Origin of the sequence: Jonesia quinghaiensis DSM 15701, assembly GCF_000423205.1 — a bacterium.
Taxonomy (GTDB): Bacteria; Actinomycetota; Actinomycetes; order Actinomycetales; family Cellulomonadaceae; genus Jonesia; species Jonesia quinghaiensis.
This window is the reverse complement of the sequence record NZ_AUHN01000009.1, coordinates 296682-316641: the sequence shown is the minus strand read 5'-3', so window position 1 is coordinate 316641 and position 19960 is coordinate 296682. Positions and strand designations below refer to the sequence as shown.

The window sequence follows — 19960 nt, the reverse complement described above, 5'->3', positions numbered from 1 at the left end:
CAGCATCTGACTGGTGACTAGCCCGATGCTTGTGGTGCGTTGATATCCAACGCACCACAAGCATCGGGCAGTTGCATTGTGTGTGCAAAGTGTCACCATGGCAGGAGAGACCCTCAGTGCCGAACAGGAAACTTATGAGTAATAGTGCGCCGATTGTTGAGTTCATCAACGCGGAAAAACATTTCATTGCAAAGAAAAACACCGTCAAAGCCGTTGATGATGTCACTCTCACCGTGAATACCGGTGAGGTGTTTGGTGTCATTGGGTATTCAGGTGCGGGCAAATCAACCCTGGTGCGCATGGTGAATGCTCTTGAACCGGCTACGGGCGGGAAGGTGATCGTCAACGGGCATGATGTTTCTTCTTTGAAAGAGAGTGCGTTACGCACGTTGCGCCTTGAGATTGGGATGATTTTTCAACAGTTCAATCTGTTGCAATCGCGCACGGTGGCAGCGAATGTGGCTTACCCGCTAGAGGTTGCTGGTGTTGACCGCACCGAACGCCGCCGCAGGGTAGCTGAACTCCTCGAATTTGTGGGATTGTCTGACAAAGCGAAAGCTTTCCCCTCCCAACTATCAGGGGGACAAAAGCAACGCGTGGGTATTGCCCGGGCGCTTGCTACGAGCCCCAAGATTCTCCTTGCCGACGAGGCCACATCAGCGTTAGACCCAGAAACAACTGCTGATGTTCTTGGCCTGTTGCGCCGGGTCAATGAGGAACTAGGCATCACAGTTATTGTGATCACCCACGAAATGGAAGTGGTCAAGGCGATCTGTGACCGTGTGGCTGTCATGGAACATGGCAAGGTGGTAGAACTTGGTGACGTTTATCAGGTGTTCTCCCACCCAGGGCATCGAGCGACCCGCCGGTTTGTGTCCTCCGCCATTAAAGACCGGCCGGACCCAGACGTGTTAGCCCGCCTGCGCCACCGCCACAAAGAACACCTCATCACCGTGTACGTTCACGAAGACGGCGGCCAAGGGGAACGCATCACCGACCTACTCAACCGGCATGGGGTGCGCGGCGGCATCATTTATGGTGGCATCTCTGAAGTGAAAGAACGCCCCTTCGGCTCCTTGACGTGGGGCCTTGATGGTGAACCGGACGCAATCGCACGGTTCATCACAGAATTGGGTACTTACACCCACGTGGTTGATCTTGGGACCGCTGATGCGCCGCTTGATGGCTTTGGTCACGCAGACCTCACCGACGTTGTGGAGGAAGGCAAATGAGCGCAGCATTGTTCACCGCAACGGACTGGTCAGTGATGGGACCAGAACTGTGGAAACAAATGGGCACCACCATGTACATGGTGGGTGTGGGAATGCTCATTGGTGGTTTCGCAGGCCTCTTGATGGGTCTCCTGCTTTACCTCACCCGGCCAGGTAACCTCCTGCAAAACCGTGCAGTATTCACTGTCCTGAACATCCTGATCAACATCGTTCGCCCCATCCCCTTCATCATCTTTGTGACTGCGATCGGCCCACTGACTCGCGCCGTCGTTGGAACAACCCTGGGGCCAACAGCCGCAGCCTTCGCCATCACGTTCATGGCGGCGTTCGCCTTTGCGCGGCTCGTTGAGCAAAACCTGGTGGCCCTTGACCCTGGAGTTATTGAGGCGGCACGGGCAATGGGGGCATCAAAGTTCCGGGTGATCTGGTCCGTGGTGATCCCAGAAGCACTCGGCCCACTGATCCTTGCCTACACCTTCTTGTTCATTGGTGTTGTTGACATGTCAGCCATGGTTGGTGCGATCGGCGGTCAAGGTCTGGGTGAGTTCGCGCTCCGCCAAGGCTACGCGCGCTTCAACTGGGAAATCACATTCGTCACGGTGATCGTGATCATCATTATCGTGCAGGCAGCGCAGTTCCTCGGGAACTTCCTCGCTCGCAAAGCGATGCGCCGGTAAGCACCCACCCGAATGCACCTCACAACACTGTTGTGAGGTGCATTCGTCATAGGCGGGGCGTGTTCCACGAGTCGGTGGGTTCCACTAAGGTTGCTGTGTGAGCACCGCACTGTACCGCCGTTACCGCCCTGACACGTTCGCTGACATGATCGGTCAGGAGCATGTCACTGCTCCGCTCATGCAAGCCCTACGCTCCAACCGTGTGAACCACGCCTACCTGTTCTCCGGCCCACGCGGCTGCGGAAAAACAACCTCCGCACGCGTTCTCGCCCGCATCCTCAACTGCGCTCGCAACACCGAAGAAGACCCCCAAGACACCCCCTGCGGCCAGTGCCCCTCATGCCAAGAACTCGCACGCGGCGGCTCAGGTTCACTCGATGTTGTCGAAATTGACGCGGCGTCACACGGTGGTGTCGATGACGCCCGAGAACTGCGCGAACGCGCCACATTCAGCCCTTCACGTGACCGGTTCAAAATCTTCATTCTCGATGAAGCGCACATGGTCACCGCCCAAGGGTTCAACGCGCTCCTCAAAATTGTTGAAGAACCACCCCCGTACCTCAAGTTCATCTTCGCCACCACGGAACCCGACAAAGTCATCGGGACAATCCGCTCACGCACCCACCACTACCCCTTCAAACTTGTTGCCCCGGAGACGATGCTCTCCTACCTATCCCAACTGTGCTCCGCTGAGGGCATTGCGGCTGGCGAAGGTGTCCTGCCGTTGGTGGTTCGCGCCGGTGGTGGCTCAGTGCGTGACACACTCTCCGTCCTTGACCAACTCATTGCTGGCGCCGAAGGTGGGGCCATCAACTATGACTCCGCCGTTGCCCTGTTGGGCTACACACCCGCTTCACTCTTGGATGACGTTGTGGATGCGCTCGCAGCGCATGATGGCGCCCACCTGTTTCGGGTTGTTGAAGAAGTTATTAATACCGGTCACGAGCCGCGCCGATTCGTTGAAGATGTGCTTGAAAGGCTTCGTGACCTCATCATCATGGCGCTTTCGCCAGATGGTGCTCGCGCCGTGTTGCCCTCTGTGCCGGTAGATCAGTTTGACCGCATGTCAGCCCAAGCACAGACCCTCGGTGCAGCCCAACTGACGTTCGCAGCCGATACAGTGAACAGCGCACTGTCTGAGATGAGTGGTGCGACATCCCCACGTTTGCACCTCGAATTGCTGTGTGCGCGGCTGCTTTTGCCTGCTGCCCAAACGACCGGCGCCGCATTTGGTGCACGCCTTGAACGGGTTGAACACACGCTTGCTTCGGGTGGCGGTGCGCGCGCGCACAGCGGTGATTCCGCAGCGCCCGACTCGCACCGTCAGGAAGACCACCCTCAGAGCTCACCCTCAACTGCGCAAGCGTCTGATCACACAGGTGCAACATCGCGCCCAGTGAAGCGCCCTGAGTCCACACGGACCCCTCGCCCTGCGGCAGATCAGGATCAGCCCCAGACGCAGCCTCAACCTCAGACGCAGCCTCAACCTCAGACGCAGCCTCAAACCCGCAGTGCACAGGTGCCAGCGGAACAGGTTGTTGCCGCGAAACCTGAGCCGCAACCGGTACAAACACAGAGCTCACCTAGCAGTTCAGAGCAAACATCAGAAGACGTCGCGTTGGCGGCTGCCGCGTCGTGGGCTGCTGCTGCCGCCTTCACCGCACAGGAAACGGCACCGGCCCCGCAGCCACCTCAGACGTCCCCTGCCACGCCTGTCTCTGATAGCCGCGATCATCGTGAGGTGCGCAGTGAACACGCTGCGCCGCAACCATCCGTCACGGAACCGGCAGCACCACAGCCGGCGCCCCAAACCGTCACTAGTGAACCGGCCGCACCACAGTCGGGTGTTCAGCCTGACCAGGTGCGTGCAGCGTGGCCACAAGTGTTGGAAACTCTGCGCGGCCAGTCCATGCCAGCGTGGGCTTTGGCGAACCAGCATGCCACCATTTCTGGGATAACAGCAGACACTGTCATGCTGTCGTTCCCCTCACCGGGGTTAGTGCAAAACTTTGTGGGCCGTGGCGCAGATGCCATGGTTGCTACTGCTTTTCAGCAGGCACTTGGCACCCCAGTACGGGTGAGTGCCCACGTGGCTGGCCAAGAGCCTACGCCTACTGCGCCGCCGTTGTTGGCTGCGCCAGATATGCCGATGCACCGGCCTGCCCCCACACCGACGCCCACACCCTCACCTTCGCCCGCATCCGCCCACTCGGCCCCGACCAGTTGGGCAGACACAGAGTTCCCTGCTGAACCGCCAATGGATGCCGGTGAGCCGGATTTTCCTGACACGGCAGAGCATGCCGCACCGGTTGAGCAGTCACCTGTAACAGCGCCGTCACCAGTACCTGCCCCCGCCCCACCAGCTACCGAAACATCACCGTTGCCGGTGAACATGTTCGGTGCAGCGGCAGCTGCGTTCACCTCAGCGCACAATCCGTCCTTGCCGGACACGGTTGGCCAAGTAGCTGCGCAGGTTGTTCGCGACGTTCCACGCACTCGCGGGGAATCTGTTCGGCCAACGGCTCACGCCCCGGCAACGGAGCATGCAGACACGGTCACACCATCCGCGGATTCTGCTAGCCCCACGAGCCTCTCTGAGGGCAGCGGGTTGAGTGCAGGACAAAACACCGCCCCCGATGCTCGGGACAGCAACGCGCCAGCAGCACCTGCCCAAAGTGTTGGAGGAGTGAGTGGGGCTGCTGCACCGCCAGCGGTGGATGAATCGAGCGTCCCACCGTGGGAGGAAACCCCACGTCAGGCTGCTGAGCGACGGGCACGCGAGCAAGACGTGCGTGATGCCGCGCAACAGCAGCGACGTGCCGTGGTGGACTATGATGAGCCGCAACCTGATGATGAAGACCTTGAAGCAAGCGCACTATTTGGTGTGCCACTGCTCATGAAGCGGCTCGGTGCTGTGGTCATTGATGAAATCGTTGACACGGGTCGCTGACCTCCCACGCTTACTCTTCTCACGTAACTACCCCCACTGACGACAGGCGACATTGTGTACGACGGTGCAGTACAAGACCTCATTGACGAGCTTGGTCGACTCCCTGGTGTTGGGCCAAAAAGTGCTCAACGCATCGCTTTTCACATTCTTGCGGCAGACTCCGATGACGTCCGTAGGCTGTCTGATGCGCTGAGCGAAGTGAAACGTCGAGTACGTTTCTGCATTGAATGTGGGAACGTCGCCGAGGAGGAACACTGCCGCATCTGCCGCGACCCGCGCCGGTCAGGTGAGGTGATTTGCGTGGTGGAAGAAGCCAAAGACGTTGTGGCCATTGAACGCACCCGCGAGTTCCGGGGCAAGTATCACGTGTTGGGTGGCGCCATTAACCCCATGGATAACGTTGGCCCAGATGACCTGCGCATTAAGGAACTCCTTACCCGCCTTGCAGACGGTGTTGTGCAAGAGATTATTTTGGCAATGGACCCAAACGTTGAAGGAGAGGCGACCGCCACTTACCTAGCCCGCTTGTTGGGGACAATGGGGATTCGTGTCACGCGACTGGCATCAGGGCTACCCGTTGGGGGAGACTTGGAGTACGCCGACGAGGTCACTTTAGGCCGGGCGTTTGAAGGCCGACGACTCATGGGTAACTAGCGCAAAGGCGAGCATATGACGAACCGTCCCACAGCACACGAACCGCACCTGGCATCAACGCAGCCCTCGGAACTCACTGATGTGGCAGCTCAGGTGGTGCCGAGTTTGCGGAACTTCTTGACCAGTGTGGTGGGTGTCGCATCGGGTGGTGAACCAGACTCCGCCATTTCGCTGCTGGTACTTGCGTTGTCGGATGTGTTGAACGCTGGTGCACAGTTAGGTGCGATGACCGATATTGTTCCACCGCACCGTTTTGAACCTGATGCTGGCGCTGATTCGGATGTTGAGCCATTGCGTGAAGCACTAGCTCGAATCTTCGACGGTATTGACGCATTTGCTCAGGTGGCAGACCCACTGGTGGCGCCTACCGTTGAGACGTCTCACGTTTCCGCTGATCTTGCGCTGATTGTGGACAACTTGGCTCACGGGTTGCAGCACTACGACGCCGGGCACCAAGTTGAAGCTATGTGGTGGTGGCAGTTCTCCTACCTGTCCACGTGGGGTGAGCGGGCATCGGGCGTGTTGCGGGTGCTGCAGTTGATCCTCACGCACGTGCGCCTTGATGTACCTGATGACGTCGCCCAAGAAGCACAGTTCGATGCGCTACACAGTGTTGAGGCCCACTCACCGAACTAAAAAGTTGTCTGGTAACACGAAGGGGAGAACGCCCTGGACGGCGTTCTCCCCTTCGTGATGTGTGGTGGCGGTGGGCCTGGACTCCCACCGCCGCAGTGTTAGGCGATGCGCACCCCCTTGGCGAGGGTTGCAATCGGTGTGCGGATACGACGTTCAGCTCCGAAGAGCGCCAAACCGCCGAAAATTGTGTACAGCGCGATACCGTATGGCCATACTGGCCCAGCGATATCGCCGTAGTTTTCCATGCGTGCAGAGTGCTCAGCACTCGACACGACAGTGCCATCCTCGTTGCACCACGCCTGATCCCAGTCCCGGTCCTGAGGGTTACTGCGGGCGTAGCGCACGCCAAGCTGGACGGCGGCAAGAGGACCAGTTTCTTCCGCTAGTGTCTCCACTGGTTGTGGCGATGAGTCAGCGACAAGAACAAACGGGTTTACTGCTAGCAGCGGCCACAGGTAGTTCATACCGAAGTCTTGGGTGTACACCGTTGAGACTTCACAGGAAATCGGGTCACCAGTGGTGGGCGAATATGCTGATGGTGTCATCTGACGGTCAGTGACCGTGTGCTGGAAAACGAGCGTTCCCAAGCCAAACAGCAACAAGGAAATGAACGACACGAGCGCTACAGAGAAGTAGCTCATCAGTGTTGAGGTCGCGGTTTTCACCATCTTTGCTGACCAAAACAGGCTCACCGCGCACACGACAGCCAAGATAAACATCATGAACACGAGAACAACGACAACGTCGAGAATGTCGACCCCGCCCGCTGCCAGTGACCAAATAATGTAGGGCATCGATGCGCCGAGGAAAGCAAGCGAGGTGGTCCACCCTGCAAGCCACTTTCCGACAATGATTTCCCATGAGGACAACAAACTAGCTTGCAGGATTGCGAGAGTGCCACCGTTGCGGTCGCCATTAATCGCGGTTGATCCTAGCGAAGGGGTGACAAGTAGGCCCATGAACAAAATGAAGTAGACGTTCAGCCCAAAGATCCACTGGCCGGTGGGGACGATATTGGAGGACGTGGTGGTTGTCATGGATGTTGTGGCGGTGGTGATGAGCAGGCAAATAACGCCCACCCCAACAAACCACAACGCCAACACGATCTTCCATCGAGATGACCGCAGCCGTTGGATCAATTCCAATTGCGCGACGGTGTACACACCATGCCACGTCAGACGCCGCGGCATCGTTGTTTCAGGGCTATCTGCCTGTTCTACCGTGCTCATCGACGCTCCTCATTCAACTGCAGGTATGTCTGTTCAAGTGCTCCGCCGCGTGGTGCGAACTCTACGATGCTGATGTCCTGTGCCAATGCGTCACGCAGAAACCGCGCCGCGTTTTCTTCACCGGAGATATTGACCGAAACGGAACTATCCGCTCCCAGAGCGAAAGGAACGTGGATCTCTTCAAGCCAATTGACTAGTGGGTCCTTATCGATGGCCCGCACATGCCATGTGGAGCGAGACAACCGTGCGTCACGAACAGTTTCACGGGCAACCGTGCGACCAGCCGACAAGAACACGGCGTCATCGACCATTTCGTCGAGTTCCGCCAACACGTGACTAGAAATCAACACTGTTGTGCCGGTGTCTGCCAGTTGGCGAACAATGCCACGCAACTCGATACGCGACCGGGGATCAAGACCATTAGCGGGCTCATCAAGAATGAGCATCTGCGGTGAGTGCATCAACGCCCGGGCCAACCCCAACCGTTGTTTCTGCCCACGTGACAACACGTGTGCCGGCTGATCAGCGAACTCAACGAGGTGAACAAGATCAAGAAGCTCACTAGCCCGCAAAGCACGATGCTCCGCAGACAACCGGTAAGTGGCACCAGTCATCGTCAACGCTTCACGCGCCGTCAATGAATCCCACATCCCAAACTGATCAGGCATCCACCCAACACGTGAGCGCACCTGATAGTTCTGGGTAACAGGGTCAAAACCACACACCTTCATGGACCCTGATGTTGGGGTCAACAGACCTGCAAGCATCAGCATCAACGTGGTTTTACCTGAACCGTTGGGGCCAATAAGTGCGGTCACGCCGCCGCGTGGAACCGTAAACGAAGCGTCAGCCACCGCAACGAAAGAACCAAACACTCGGCTCAGTCGATCCGCGGATACTGAGAGATCACCATCTGACATAGCAATTAGCCTAGATGCCGCACAACGTCAGCGAATCAACCCACAGGATGAACTGATTGTGTCCGCCTCCCTCTGCGGTCGCGCCATTATGCGGTCTGGGGTACCGGTAGGGTGGAGCTGGCCTTTACTATGGGAGTCCAAACACTGACTGGTGGACGTTTAAATCGACGGGACCAGAGAGGGTAACGGAGCATATTGTGGCGTTAATAGTCCAAAAATACGGCGGGTCATCCGTCGCCGATGCTGAGAGCATCAAGCGGGTCGCGAAACGCGTCGCCGAAGCAAAAAGAGCTGGCAATGACGTTGTCGTTGTAGTTTCCGCTATGGGAGACACTACCGACGAACTCATCGACCTGGCCCAACAAGTCACCCCCATGCCGCCGCAACGAGAAATGGACATTCTGCTCACCGCAGGTGAACGTATCTCCATGTCGCTGCTGGCCATGGCAATCAACAATCTCGGTGTCAAAGCGAAATCTTTCACTGGCCAACAAGCAGGGGTCATCACCGACGCCGTATACGGGCGCGCCAGGATCGTTGACGTTGTGCCATCACGGGTACGCGAAACCCTCGACAAGGGAACAGTGGCGATTGTCGCCGGGTTCCAAGGCGTCAACCGCGACCAAAACGACGTGACCACACTGGGACGCGGCGGCTCAGACACCACCGCCGTTGCGCTCGCTGCAGGACTCAACGCAGATGTCTGCGAAATCTACACCGACGTGGACGGCGTATTCACCGCCGACCCGAGGATTGTTCCTCGAGCTCGCAAAGTAGACCGCATCACCTATGAGGAAATGCTTGAGATGGCTGCCTGTGGCGCCAAAGTTCTCATGCTGCGGTGCGTTGAGTTTGGGCGGCGCTACAGCGTTCCCATTCATGTCCGGTCCTCCTTCACGGGGCAAACCGGAACCCTTGTCACGAACATTCCTGTAGCGGAAGAGGCTCAAACTGTGGAAGCCCCCATCATCACCGGCGTTGCCCATGACCGTTCTGAAGCGAAAATCACGATCGTTGGGGTGCCTGACGTTCCTGGAACTGCAGCACGAATCTTCGAAGTGGTGGCACTGTCTGGAGCGAATATCGACATGATTGTGCAAAACGTTTCTGCCGCTGCAACAGGGTTGACTGATATTTCCTTCACTCTCCCTGAAGCTGATGGCCCAGCTGCACTGGCTGCTTTGCGCGCCGTCCAAGATGAGATTCGGTTCGCTTCACTGCAGTTTGATGACCAGATTGGCAAACTGTCCCTGATCGGTGCGGGCATGAAGTCCAGCCCTGGTGTCTCTGCGAAACTCTTTGCGGCACTACGTGACGCGGGCATCAACATTGAAATGATCTCTACCTCAGAAATCCGTATTTCTGTGGTGACCCGCCAAGACTCTCTCAACGACGCAGTGCGCGCCGTACACAGTGCTTTCGACCTTGACGGTGAGGGCGATGCTGTTGTCCACGCTGGTACCGGCCGCTAACTTTCTCTCGTGATGACCACTAAGGATCAGACCATGACTTTTACCGTCGCCGTTGTTGGCGCGACTGGCCAAGTTGGCCAAGTAATGCGTGACTTGCTTGAACAGCGCGAATTCCCCCTCGATGAGGTGCGGTTCTTCGCATCAGCCCGCTCTGCAGGCAAGACGTTGCCGTTCCGTGGGCAAGACATCGTTGTTGAAGACGTTGAAACCTCCGACCTTGCAGGTATCGATGTTGCCCTGTTCTCCGCTGGCGGGAGCGCATCGTTGGTGCACGCTCCACGCTTCGCTGAGGCAGGTGCACTGGTGATCGATAATTCGTCGGCTTGGCGGTTGGACCCAGATGTTCCGCTCATTGTCGCTGAGGTAAACCCCGAAGCTTTAGGTCAGGCACGCAAGGGCATTATTGCGAACCCAAACTGCACCACCATGGCAGCAATGCCTGTGCTGAAACCACTGCACGATGCTGCTGGGTTACAACGACTCATCGTGTCGACTTACCAGGCTGTGTCAGGTTCAGGGGTTGCGGGTGTCTCAGAACTCACTGAGCAAATTCAGGCTGGTGCGGCCCAAGACCTCACGTTGTTGGCACGTGATGGGAAGGCAGTGTCGTTGCCGGAACCCGTGAAGTACGTGCACCCTGTGGCGTTCAACGTTGTTGCTTTGGCCGGGTCGCTGGTTGACGATGGCTCCGCGGAGACCGATGAGGAGCAAAAACTCCGCAATGAGTCCCGCAAAATCCTTGGCTTACCTGATCTTGCTGTGTCTGGCACGTGTGTGCGGGTCCCTGTGTATTCAGGTCACTCGCTGGCGGTGAACGCCGAGTTCGCGTCCCCCATCACGCCGCAGGCTGCACGTGAACTGCTTGCCGACGCTCCTGGCGTGACTGTTGTGGAGGTGCCGAGCCCGCTCATGGCTGCAGGTCAAGACCCTAGTTTTGTGGGGCGAATCCGCCAAGATCAGTCTGTCCCTGACGGGCGTGGTCTCGCGTTGTTCATCTCCAACGACAATCTCCGCAAGGGCGCAGCGTTGAACGCGGTGCAGATCGCTGAGGTTATTGTCGCTAGCCGCCTGGCAACGGGGCAGAACCTCCTTGCTCAGCCAGCATCGAGTGGGGGCTGTGGCTGCGGCGGGTGTGGTTGCCGCTAGCACGCACGCTATGCCGTATGGCAAACGGCCCACTGGGAACTCCCAGTGGGCCGTTTGTGTAGCTTTCACAGCGCCTAACGCTGTGGCCGCGCGTTAGAACCGGAACATCTGCACTTGGGTGCGTAGCTGAGCTGCTGCTTCAGCGAGCTGTTCGATTGTTTGGTTGATGTTGGTGATGGCGCCGGTGGATTGATCCACGATGTTCGCCACCCCGGTGATGTTGTTGGCGATCTCTGCTGAGCCAGTTGCGGCTTCCGCAGCTGAGCGGCTCATCTCGTTTGTCGTTGCGGTTTGTTCTTCAACAGCTGAGGCGATGGTGAGCTGGTAGTTGTTGATCGTGCCAATGATCTCTGAGATTTGGGCGATGGCGTTGATCGCGTTGTGGGTGTCGTTTTGAATTGCTTCAACCCGGCGTGAGACGTCGTCTGCTGCGCGGGCTGATTCTCCGGCGAGGTCTTTGACTTCGGAGGCCACCACAGCGAACCCTTTACCGGCTTCTCCAGCGCGGGCTGCTTCGATGGTGGCGTTCAGGGCGAGCAGGTTCGTTTGTTCGGCAATGGACGTGATCGTTTTGATGACATCACCGATTTCCTTGGAGGAATCGCTGAGGCGGGAGATCGTGGCGTTGGTGTTTTCCGCGGTGTTTGCAGCTGTTTGGGCGACAGCAGTTGCCTCTTGAGCGTTTTGGGCGATCTCGCGGATAGAGGCGCTCATTTGTTCTGATCCAGCTGCAACGGTTTGCACGTTGCCCGATACTTGCTCGGCTGCTGTGGCGACCACACCTGCTTGGGCTGAGGTTTCTTGGCTTGATGCCGCAACCTCTGTGGAGGCGGCAGTCAAGGATTGAGCCATTTCTGCAGACGCGGCGGCGTTGTCTACGACAGCGGCGAGAACTGTGGCGAGTTCCCGTTGAGCTGTGGCCAAGGACGAGGCCATTTGGCCAATTTCATCATGTGAATCGACGGTGACGTTTTTGGTGAGGTCACCTGCGGCCAGAGCGGTGAGTCCTTCTTTGACGATGTCGACATTTCGCCGGATCCGGGAGGCAACAAATTGCCCAAGTCCCATTGCCAACGCGATGCCAATGATTGCCACGACCAGAAAGGTGATGGTGGACTGTTTCGCAGTTGCTAGTGCAGTTTCGCCTTCAACAATTGCGTATTGGGTGGCTTCGTCGCTGAGTGCGTCGAGGTGAGCCACCATGTCATTGGCAAGCGGAACAATCTTTTGCACACGTGTTAATTGAATGTTTGCAGTGTCTCCGGCGCGAACTGCTGGTAGCAAATCATCTTCTACCGCTGACCGGTACTGTGTGTAGGTGTCGTTGAAGGCTGCCAGTGGTTCGGGAAAGACCCCCATTTCTTCATAAAGACCAACGACTATCTGGTAGTGCGAGTCTGTTTCTGAGAACTCTTCTTCAACAACGCTGATGTAATCCTCTTGGCGTTGCCGGTCGTTTGTTGATGTCACGTTTGCAACGTTTACTCGCGCCGACCACACTGACTGCTTGAGTGTGTCCACTTCAGCGAGGTACTCGCTGACAATGGAGCTGATGACAACTGTGGAAGCGGAGAGCCGGGTGAACGCGGTGGCGCTTAGCACCGTAATAATGATTGCTACTGCTGAGGCAATGCTGATTGCCCCGAGAATTTTGCTGCGGATGCCGAGGCGGCCGATAAAACTTGGTCGTTTCCCCTCAGATCCGTAACTGTACGAGTTCACATCCTGTGACATAACAACCCTGACTTCCATGTAGAGCGTGGTGGCGGTTGAGCGCACGCACGTTAGGCGTTCTCATGGAGTTCATCGGTTAATGTGAGGAGAAGATGAGGGGGAATTCTCAGATTGTCTGACTTATGTCACAGGTGCTCAAGAGATAAGCCACCTGCGGTAGGGCGGTGAATCAGCGAGATAGTACAGGTTCTGGAGCGTGGTGGGTGTATTCGACAGTTTCTGATGTGCGCAAAGCGCGGTAGACGAAGTACGCGGCACCAGACAGTGCCATAAGGCCAAAGCCGACGAGTCCAGAAACGTCGGGGGCGGCGGTGCAGGCGGCGGTGCCAGCGGTCTGTGCACAGGAGTCTGTGGAACTGCCCATCGCGAAGAAGGCGAAGACTGTCACTGTGGAAAATGCTGCACCGAGCCAGGGCCAGTGAATGCGTTGGAGCATGGTATGCCTTTCTCAGGGTCAAATGCAGATTAACAGTGAAGAATCGTGGTGGTAATGGGGAGTATTTTCGGTGTAGTTCTCGCCATTGCGCCAGAGGCTGTCAGCCAGATCACGTCCACTTACCGGACAATCCGTCAGGTCCGCTAGTCCGCACGGGCGCTCGATGCTACCGTGGACCTATGACCGGACGTTGGTATTGGCACTTTATGCAGGCTCCTGGTGGGGCCATGCAGGTAACTGCCTGACCACATCCACCCGGAGCCAGCACAGGGCTAGGACACTCGCACACAGTGAGATGTCTTGGCCCTTCGTCATGTGACGACGCCGTGTTCCGGGTTTGTAATACCGGCGCGGGCCGGCTTCGGTGCATGACGCCACCACGTCAGCCCTACAGGAGCCCCACATCATGTCTGTTGATCAGAGTCTTTCTGCCCCGCACACCTCGAACCTGCGTATTCGTGCACTCGATCCGTTACCCTCCCCGCAGAGCATGCTTGATGCTCTTCCATTACCTGGGCGTAGCGCTGAACTTGTCGCACGCTCCCGGCATGACGTGCGAGCGGTCCTCAACGGTGACGATGACCGCCTCATGGTCATTGTTGGTCCGTGCTCAATTCACGACCCAGAAGCCGCATTTGACTACGCGGAACGGTTAGCCAAAATTGTTGCTGAAGTTGAAGAAGACCTAGTTGTCATCATGCGCGTCTACTTTGAAAAGCCACGCACTACCATCGGGTGGAAAGGGCTCATCAATGACCCTGGTATGGATGACAGTTTCGATGTTCAGCGCGGTTTGACGCTCGCCCGGGATGTCTTGCTCGGTGTGTTGGAACGCGGACTACCTGCAGCCACTGAGTTCCTTGAGCCAACATCCCCGCAATACATTGCTGACGCAGTGACCTGGGGCGCTATTGGAGCTCGAAACCCAGAAAGCCAAGTGCACCGCCAAATGGCATCGGGATTGTCCATGCCCATTGGTTTCAAAAACGCGACAGATGGCGATGTTCAAGCAGCTGTGGACGGTTGTATCACCGCCGCAGCGGAACACACTTTCTTTGGTGTGGATCCCGATGGCCGCGCCGCAGTTGTGGCGACCACAGGAAACCCTGACTGCCATGTCATTCTGCGCGGCGGGCGCTCCGGGCCAAACTACGACGATGCATCGGTCGCGGAAGCTATCGCTGTGATTGACCAAGCTGGGCTCGCGCCACGGTTAGTTATCGATGCCTCGCATGGAAACTCTGGAAAGTCAGAAGTGCGTCAGGCGGAGGTTGTTCGAGAGATCGCGGACTCAGTTGCTCGCGGTTCGCAGGCGATTAGCGGCGTCATGATGGAAAGCTTCCTCAAGGCAGGTAACCAGAAGCCGGCACCTCACGGGTTGGAATACGGTTTGTCTGTGACGGACCGTTGCATTGACTGGGACACCACGGCTGACCTTTTGCATGAACTTGCCCGTGCCTCACGCGCACGCCGTTCCGCACGTAACCCAGAATAAGGGTTTCGTTCTACGCAGGAGGTCGCGCATCCCTCGCATCCGCGTGTGCCGCCCGCCTGCTAGCGCCCCTGCATCTCCTGTACACCCCCTCCTTATCCCTTCTCCCCACCCCCTTCTCCTGTACCTTCTCCCCACCCCCTTCACGCGATCCAAAGTGGGATTGTGCCCACTTTTGAAAGGGAAAGTGGGCACAATCCCACTTTCGTTGAGGGGGAGAGGCGGAGAGTGGGTGGAGGGGGAGGGGGACGATGCGCGTCGAGAGTGGGGGTGGACTTGCCGTGAGGGTGACCCGACGGCAGGCGTGCCCGTCGTAATCCGTCCGCCCCACCAGCACAGCCGCTAGCGTGACGTAAATTACGTCACATTGTCGTTTCGAAAATTGGTCACACCCTTGTTGAGCCCAAATGCTTAGGATAGGCTCACTTTGCTTGGTGACTGAGCGACGACTGGAGTGACGCAATGACTGTAACAATGCCACGGGAACGCACGGCATGCCCCGCATACCGCCCGTACCACGCAACCGTGCGCACAGTAACAATGCTCAGCCCACACTTCATCCGGGTAACCTTTGAATCCCCAGACTTCGACGTCTTCGGAACAGCGCGCCTCGACCAACGCGTCAAACTCCTCTTCCCCAACGCAGCCGGAGAACTCAACTCCCTGCTCCTCGGCGGAACAGAAGAAGACTTCCTCACCTGGTACCAAACCTGGCGGGCACTACCCGACGCCGAACGCTGCCCGATGCGCACCTACACCGTCCGCAGCATCGACCCCCAAGCCAACACCGTAGACGTTGACTTCGCCATCCACGGCGCAACCGGCCCAGGCAGCTCATGGGCACTGAACGCAAAACCAGGCGACTCCCTCGTCCTCGTCGGACCAGACGACCGCTCCATCGACTACCGCTCAGGCCTGGACTGGCGGCCAGGTAGCGCCTGCCGCTACCTCCTCGCAGGTGACGAAACAGCGCTCCCCGCCATCGCAGCGATCCTCGAAAGCCTGCCATTCGAAACCAAAGCAGACGTCTTCCTCGAAGTCCCCACCACCGAAGACCACCTGCCCCTCACCTCCCTCGCCGACGTCACCGTCACCTACGTCACCCGCGACGCCCAACCCCACGGTGAAGCACTCTGCGCAGCAGTCCACACCTGGGCGCAACGCAACAGCACACTACTGGCAGCAAACGCATCAGCAATCCCACAAGAACTACGTGACATAGACATCGACTCCGAGATGCTCTGGGAATCCCCAGAAGCCCTCGAAGGAAACTACTTCTACGCCTGGCTCGCAGGAGAATCCGCCGCAGTCAAAACAATGCGCCGCACACTCGTCCAACAACACGGCCTCGACCGCAAAAAAGTTGCCTTCATGGGCTACTGGCGCCAAGGAATGTCGGAACGCCAAGGATGACCCACCGTCCCTCACGGCGACGGTCACTGCTCGTAATCCTCCTCAGCATCAGCGTAGTCATTGCGATCTTCGCAAGCCTCGCCATTGGCGCCCGCGCCATTCCGATCCCTGACGTCATCGCCGCACTCACCAACTACGACCCATCAAACAACAACCACCTCGTTGTCGTGTCACAACGCCTACCCCGCACCCTCATCGCGATCCTCGCCGGTGTTGCGCTCGCAGTCGCTGGGACCCTCATGCAAGGGCTGACCCGTAACCCGCTCGCCGACCCAGGGTTGCTCGGACTCAACGGTGGGGCGTCCCTTGCCGTACTGATCTCCATCGTGGTCCTCGGCTGGTCCAACCCACACGTCTTCGTATGGGCAGCATTCGTAGGGTCCGGCCTCGCCGCTGTCCTGGTGTACAGCATCGCAGCCCGCGGCGGCACAGGCGCTAACCCCATCACGCTCGCACTCACCGGAGCAGCCCTCACCGCCGGCCTCACCAGCATCTCCATGTTCATCCTCACCACCGACCAACAAGCCCTCAACAACTTCAGGTTCTGGTCAGTCGGCTCACTCACCGGACGCGGCCTCGACACCGTCGCCGCAGTCCTGCCCATGCTCCTCGCCGGACTCATCCTGGCCATAGCAAGCACCTCACGGCTCAACGCCCTCGCCCTCGGCGACCAACTCGCCCAAGGGCTCGGATACTCGCTGACAACATCACGACTCATGATCATCGGCGCAACCGTTCTCCTCAGTGCCTCCGCAACAGCAATGGCCGGGCCCATTGTCTTCCTCGGACTTGTGGTCCCACACCTGCTCCGCAGCGCAAGCCACGGCGACTACCGGTGGCTCGTCGCACTAGCCGCCCCAGCAGGCGCAACCCTCCTCCTCGTCGCAGACACAGTAGGGCGCGTCATCGCGCTCCCCGGTGAGGTCGAAGCCGGATTCGTCGCCGCATTCATCGGCGCACCAATCATGATGTGGATCATCCAGGGAAAAAAATCGGTGAGCGTATGACCTCCATAGCGACCCTCCTACACGCTGCCCGCCGCCGCGCCATCACCGTCACAGCATTCCTTCTCGCAGCCGTCATTGCCGTAGCACTCATCACCGTGATGACCGGCAAATACCCCCTCAGCGTCCCCGAATTCTTCGGAGTCATCGCAGGCCAAGGCAACGCCCTCGACCAATACATCGTGTTCGGTGTGCGCCTGCCACGCCTCCTCCTCGGAGTGCTCGCTGGAGCTTCCTTAGGGCTCGCTGGGGCCTTATTTCAAAGCCTCCTGTTAAACCCACTAGCCAGTCCCGACCTATTGGGGATCAGCGGTGGTGCAGCAACGGCGGCCATCATTGCCACACTAATCTTGGGGTGGGCGGGACCGCTCGTCACCCTCGCAGCGTTTGGTGGCGCATTCCTTATCGCGGCGCTCATTATTGCGGCCAGTCGGTCAGGGACAGGCTCAGGGCATCGTCTCATTCTGACCGGCGTGGGCTTTGCGTTCCTCACCTCAGCTGTCATCGGTTTCATCATAAAAAGAGCCCAAATCAATGAAGCCCAAAGCGCACTGTTTTGGACGATCGGCAGCGTCGCGAACTCATCATGGACCAGCGTCACCCTCGTGGGAGTGACTCTGATTGTTGCTCTACCAGCTGTCATCTACGCTTCCCGAGTGCTTCCCATCATTCAGATGGGACCGGCATCAGCGGTGAGCCTTGGTGTGCACGATGCCCGGGCGCGGCGCATCCTCGTGGTGACCGCGGTCCTCCTGGCCTCTGGTGCGGTGGCCGTGGTTGGCCCCATCTCTTTCGTGGCGTTATGTGCCCCTGCAGTTGCCCGCCGAGCCATCGGTTATGGCACGGCGGCGCTGACAGCGTCCGCGTGTGCCGGGGCATTGATGCTCACTGCGTCTGATCTTGCCGCACAAAACCTCTTTGGTGGTGCCGTACCAACCGGTGTGATCACTGGGGCGATCGGTGCGCCCTACCTGTTGTGGCTCCTTGGGTCATCAACGAAAGGACACTCCCTATGACCACCGTGCCACCACCCGTTGAGCCGGGGCGCTCTGCCCCCGCGCCGACGCTGAGTGCCACCGGTCTCACCGTCGCCTACGATGCGCTCACGGTCATCGACTCCCTCGACGTCACCATCCCCCCAGGGCAGGTCACCGCAATAGTGGGGGCCAATGCGTGCGGAAAATCGACGCTCCTCAAAGCCCTCTCACGGCTTCACCAACCAGTGCGCGGAACAGTGCACTTGGATGGTCAAGACATCACCAGCATCGCCCGTAAACGCCTCGCCCAAGTGCTTGCCGTTCTGCCACAACAACCTACCGCCCCAGATGGAGTGACCGTCGCGGATCTGGTGTCTCGCGGCCGTCACCCTCACCGGTCCCTGTTTGGCCGGTGGAGCCCTGCAGACGAAGCCGCCGTGACCCAGGCGTTAGCCCTCACCGACACCACAGAGCTCGCCCACCGCCCACTATCCGAACTGTCAGGTGGGCAACGCCAACGCGTATGGATCGCTATGGTCCTCGCCCAAGACCCTCACGTCATGCTCCTCGACGAACCCACCACGTTCCTCGACCTGCACCACCAAATTGAGGTTCTTGACCTGCTCGCACACCTCAACACCACACGCGGCACCACCATTGTGATGGTGCTGCATGAACTCAACTTGGCAGCACGCTACGCAGACCACCTCATCGTGATGGCAGGTGGCCGCATTATCGCCCAAGGTGACCCGCAAACAACCCTGACCTCAAGCATCGTGAAACAAGCTTTTACGCTCGATGCGCTGGTCATCAAAGACCCCGTCACAGGAACCCCCCTGGTGGTACCTGAACGCCCGTCACATGGCACCACCCGCCACCGTGACACCACCCCTCACACGCCTGAGACTGCCAGCCAGCCAGGTGCTACACAGAAAGAACTCCCATGAAATCAATGACACGAGCCATTGCAGCCGCTGCTGCAGCCGCGCTTGCCCTGTCACTCGCAGCCTGCTCCACAGGCAGCGATGACAGCACGGAAAAAACCACCCCAGCGGCAGAAAACACCGCTTTCCCGGTGACTATCACCCATGCTTTCGGTGACACCGTCATCGACGAAGAACCACAAAAAGTTGTGACCTGGGGCTGGGGTGCAGCTGATGCAGTCCTCGCTCTTGGTGTGGTTCCCGCAGCGATCCCCGCCCAACCCTACGGCGGTGACGAAGAAGGAATCCTGCCATGGATCGGTGACAAACTCGCCGACATGGGCGCCGAAACCCCCGTCATCCTTACCGCTGGCGACGAAGCACCCATTGAAGAAATCGCAGCAGTGGAACCCGACGTCGTGATCGCCCCCTACTCAGGGTTGACGCAGGAAGAGTACGACCTGCTTTCCGCCTTCACAAAAGTTGTTGCCTACCCAGACCAGCCATGGGCCACCCCATGGCGTGACGTTGTCACCGTGACAGGGCAAGCACTTGGCAAAACAGCAGAAGCAGAACAAGTCCTCACCGACATTGACGAAACCATCGCCGCCAAAGCAACAGAACACCCCGAATTTGACGGGCTGTCCATCGCCCAAGTGTGGGACGTTGCCGGCACCTTGTACGTCTACCTGCCCGCTGACCCACGCGTAGAGTTCTCCGAAGACCTTGGTTTTGTGTCCGCTGAATCAGTGAATGAACTCGACACTGGGGAGTCCACGTTCTTCTTCACACTGTCCAACGAACTCCTTGACCAGCTCGAAGCCGACGTGCTCTTGGTATACGGAGACACCCAAGAAAACGTTGACGCCTTCCTTGACTCTGACGCTGCGAAACTCCTGCCACAAAAAGATGGCGGCATGATCGCTGAAGTTATTGGCGCCGCTGAAGTAGCTTCCGTGTCACCACCCACCGCACTGTCCCTCACGTGGGGTATTGACTCCTATGTCACCCAACTGTCTGAGGCTGTTGCTGCGGCCAAGTAACTGCACATAGCGCAAAGGGCGT

17 protein-coding genes are annotated in these 19960 nt (G+C 58.4%); 13 read left to right on the top strand and 4 right to left on the bottom strand.

Features of this window, described 5'->3' with window-relative positions:
- Window positions 1-134 precede the first annotated feature (134 nt).
- From G538_RS0109250 to G538_RS0109230, 5 genes are all read left to right on the top strand, one after another.
- The gene (locus G538_RS0109250; protein WP_029069108.1) at window positions 135-1232 is read left to right on the top strand and encodes a methionine ABC transporter ATP-binding protein; all 1098 of its coding nucleotides are present in this window, start codon (window positions 135-137) and stop codon (window positions 1230-1232) included.
- The gene (locus tag G538_RS0109245) at window positions 1229-1909 is read left to right on the top strand and encodes a methionine ABC transporter permease (protein WP_029069107.1); all 681 of its coding nucleotides are present in this window, start codon (window positions 1229-1231) and stop codon (window positions 1907-1909) included. Before G538_RS0109250 ends, G538_RS0109245 begins: the two co-directional genes overlap by 4 nt.
- 97 nt (window positions 1910-2006) lie before the next feature.
- Window positions 2007-4859, top strand: coding sequence for a DNA polymerase III subunit gamma and tau (locus G538_RS0109240; RefSeq protein WP_029069106.1), 2853 nt, complete (start codon window positions 2007-2009; stop codon window positions 4857-4859).
- A 54-nt stretch (window positions 4860-4913) separates the two neighbouring features.
- Window positions 4914-5513, top strand: a complete 600-nt coding sequence (recR, locus tag G538_RS0109235) for a recombination mediator RecR (protein ID WP_029069105.1) — start codon at window positions 4914-4916, stop codon at window positions 5511-5513.
- Between the two features lie 15 nt (window positions 5514-5528).
- Window positions 5529-6149 carry a DUF5063 domain-containing protein gene (locus G538_RS0109230; RefSeq protein ID WP_029069104.1) on the top strand — a complete coding sequence of 207 codons (621 nt, stop codon included), beginning with the start codon at window positions 5529-5531 and terminating at the stop codon, window positions 6147-6149.
- Between the two features lie 98 nt (window positions 6150-6247).
- Here G538_RS0109230 and G538_RS0109225 read toward each other — a convergent pair whose 3' ends face one another.
- Together G538_RS0109225 and G538_RS0109220 are read right to left on the bottom strand one after the other, a co-directional pair.
- Entirely contained in the window at window positions 6248-7378 is a 1131-nt protein-coding gene (locus G538_RS0109225) for an ABC transporter permease (protein ID WP_029069103.1), read from the bottom strand.
- Window positions 7375-8298, bottom strand: coding sequence for an ABC transporter ATP-binding protein (locus tag G538_RS0109220; RefSeq protein ID WP_029069102.1), 924 nt, complete (start codon window positions 8296-8298; stop codon window positions 7375-7377). Before G538_RS0109220 ends, G538_RS0109225 begins: the two co-directional genes overlap by 4 nt.
- A gap of 197 nt (window positions 8299-8495) precedes the next feature.
- Between G538_RS0109220 and G538_RS0109215 the strand changes: the two genes are divergently transcribed.
- Both G538_RS0109215 and G538_RS15980 read left to right on the top strand, forming a co-directional pair.
- Window positions 8496-9770, top strand: coding sequence for an aspartate kinase (locus tag G538_RS0109215; protein ID WP_029069101.1), 1275 nt, complete (start codon window positions 8496-8498; stop codon window positions 9768-9770).
- Between the two features lie 33 nt (window positions 9771-9803).
- Window positions 9804-10916, top strand: a complete 1113-nt coding sequence (locus G538_RS15980) for an aspartate-semialdehyde dehydrogenase (RefSeq protein ID WP_084618262.1) — start codon at window positions 9804-9806, stop codon at window positions 10914-10916.
- 93 nt (window positions 10917-11009) lie between these two features.
- On the opposite strand, the gene G538_RS0109205 is transcribed toward G538_RS15980, so the two are convergent.
- Window positions 11010-12650, bottom strand: a complete 1641-nt coding sequence (locus G538_RS0109205; protein WP_035834015.1) for a methyl-accepting chemotaxis protein — start codon at window positions 12648-12650, stop codon at window positions 11010-11012.
- 169 nt (window positions 12651-12819) lie between these two features.
- Complete coding sequence (locus G538_RS0109200; protein ID WP_029069099.1) at window positions 12820-13086, bottom strand: hypothetical protein; 267 nt, start codon at window positions 13084-13086, stop codon at window positions 12820-12822.
- 406 nt (window positions 13087-13492) lie between these two features.
- Here G538_RS0109200 and G538_RS0109195 point away from each other — a divergent pair, with 406 nt between their 5' ends.
- The 6 genes from G538_RS0109195 to G538_RS0109170 all read left to right on the top strand — a co-directional run bounded on the left by G538_RS0109195 (window position 13493) and on the right by G538_RS0109170 (window position 19938).
- Complete coding sequence (locus G538_RS0109195) at window positions 13493-14581, top strand: 3-deoxy-7-phosphoheptulonate synthase (protein WP_029069098.1); 1089 nt, start codon at window positions 13493-13495, stop codon at window positions 14579-14581.
- A gap of 459 nt (window positions 14582-15040) precedes the next feature.
- A complete protein-coding gene (locus G538_RS0109190) occupies window positions 15041-15991 on the top strand; it encodes a siderophore-interacting protein (RefSeq protein WP_029069097.1) in 951 nt (316 codons plus the stop codon).
- Window positions 15988-16998: a FecCD family ABC transporter permease gene (locus tag G538_RS0109185; protein WP_029069096.1), complete on the top strand. Its 1011-nt coding sequence runs from the start codon at window positions 15988-15990 to the stop codon at window positions 16996-16998. Before G538_RS0109190 ends, G538_RS0109185 begins: the two co-directional genes overlap by 4 nt.
- Window positions 16995-18011, top strand: coding sequence for a FecCD family ABC transporter permease (locus G538_RS0109180; RefSeq protein WP_035833909.1), 1017 nt, complete (start codon window positions 16995-16997; stop codon window positions 18009-18011). The genes G538_RS0109185 and G538_RS0109180 overlap by 4 nt, the downstream gene beginning before the upstream one ends.
- The gene (locus tag G538_RS15975) at window positions 18008-18919 is read left to right on the top strand and encodes an ABC transporter ATP-binding protein (RefSeq protein ID WP_084618260.1); all 912 of its coding nucleotides are present in this window, start codon (window positions 18008-18010) and stop codon (window positions 18917-18919) included. The genes G538_RS0109180 and G538_RS15975 overlap by 4 nt, the downstream gene beginning before the upstream one ends.
- Complete coding sequence (locus G538_RS0109170; protein ID WP_029069094.1) at window positions 18916-19938, top strand: ABC transporter substrate-binding protein; 1023 nt, start codon at window positions 18916-18918, stop codon at window positions 19936-19938. Before G538_RS15975 ends, G538_RS0109170 begins: the two co-directional genes overlap by 4 nt.
- Window positions 19939-19960 lie beyond the last annotated feature (22 nt).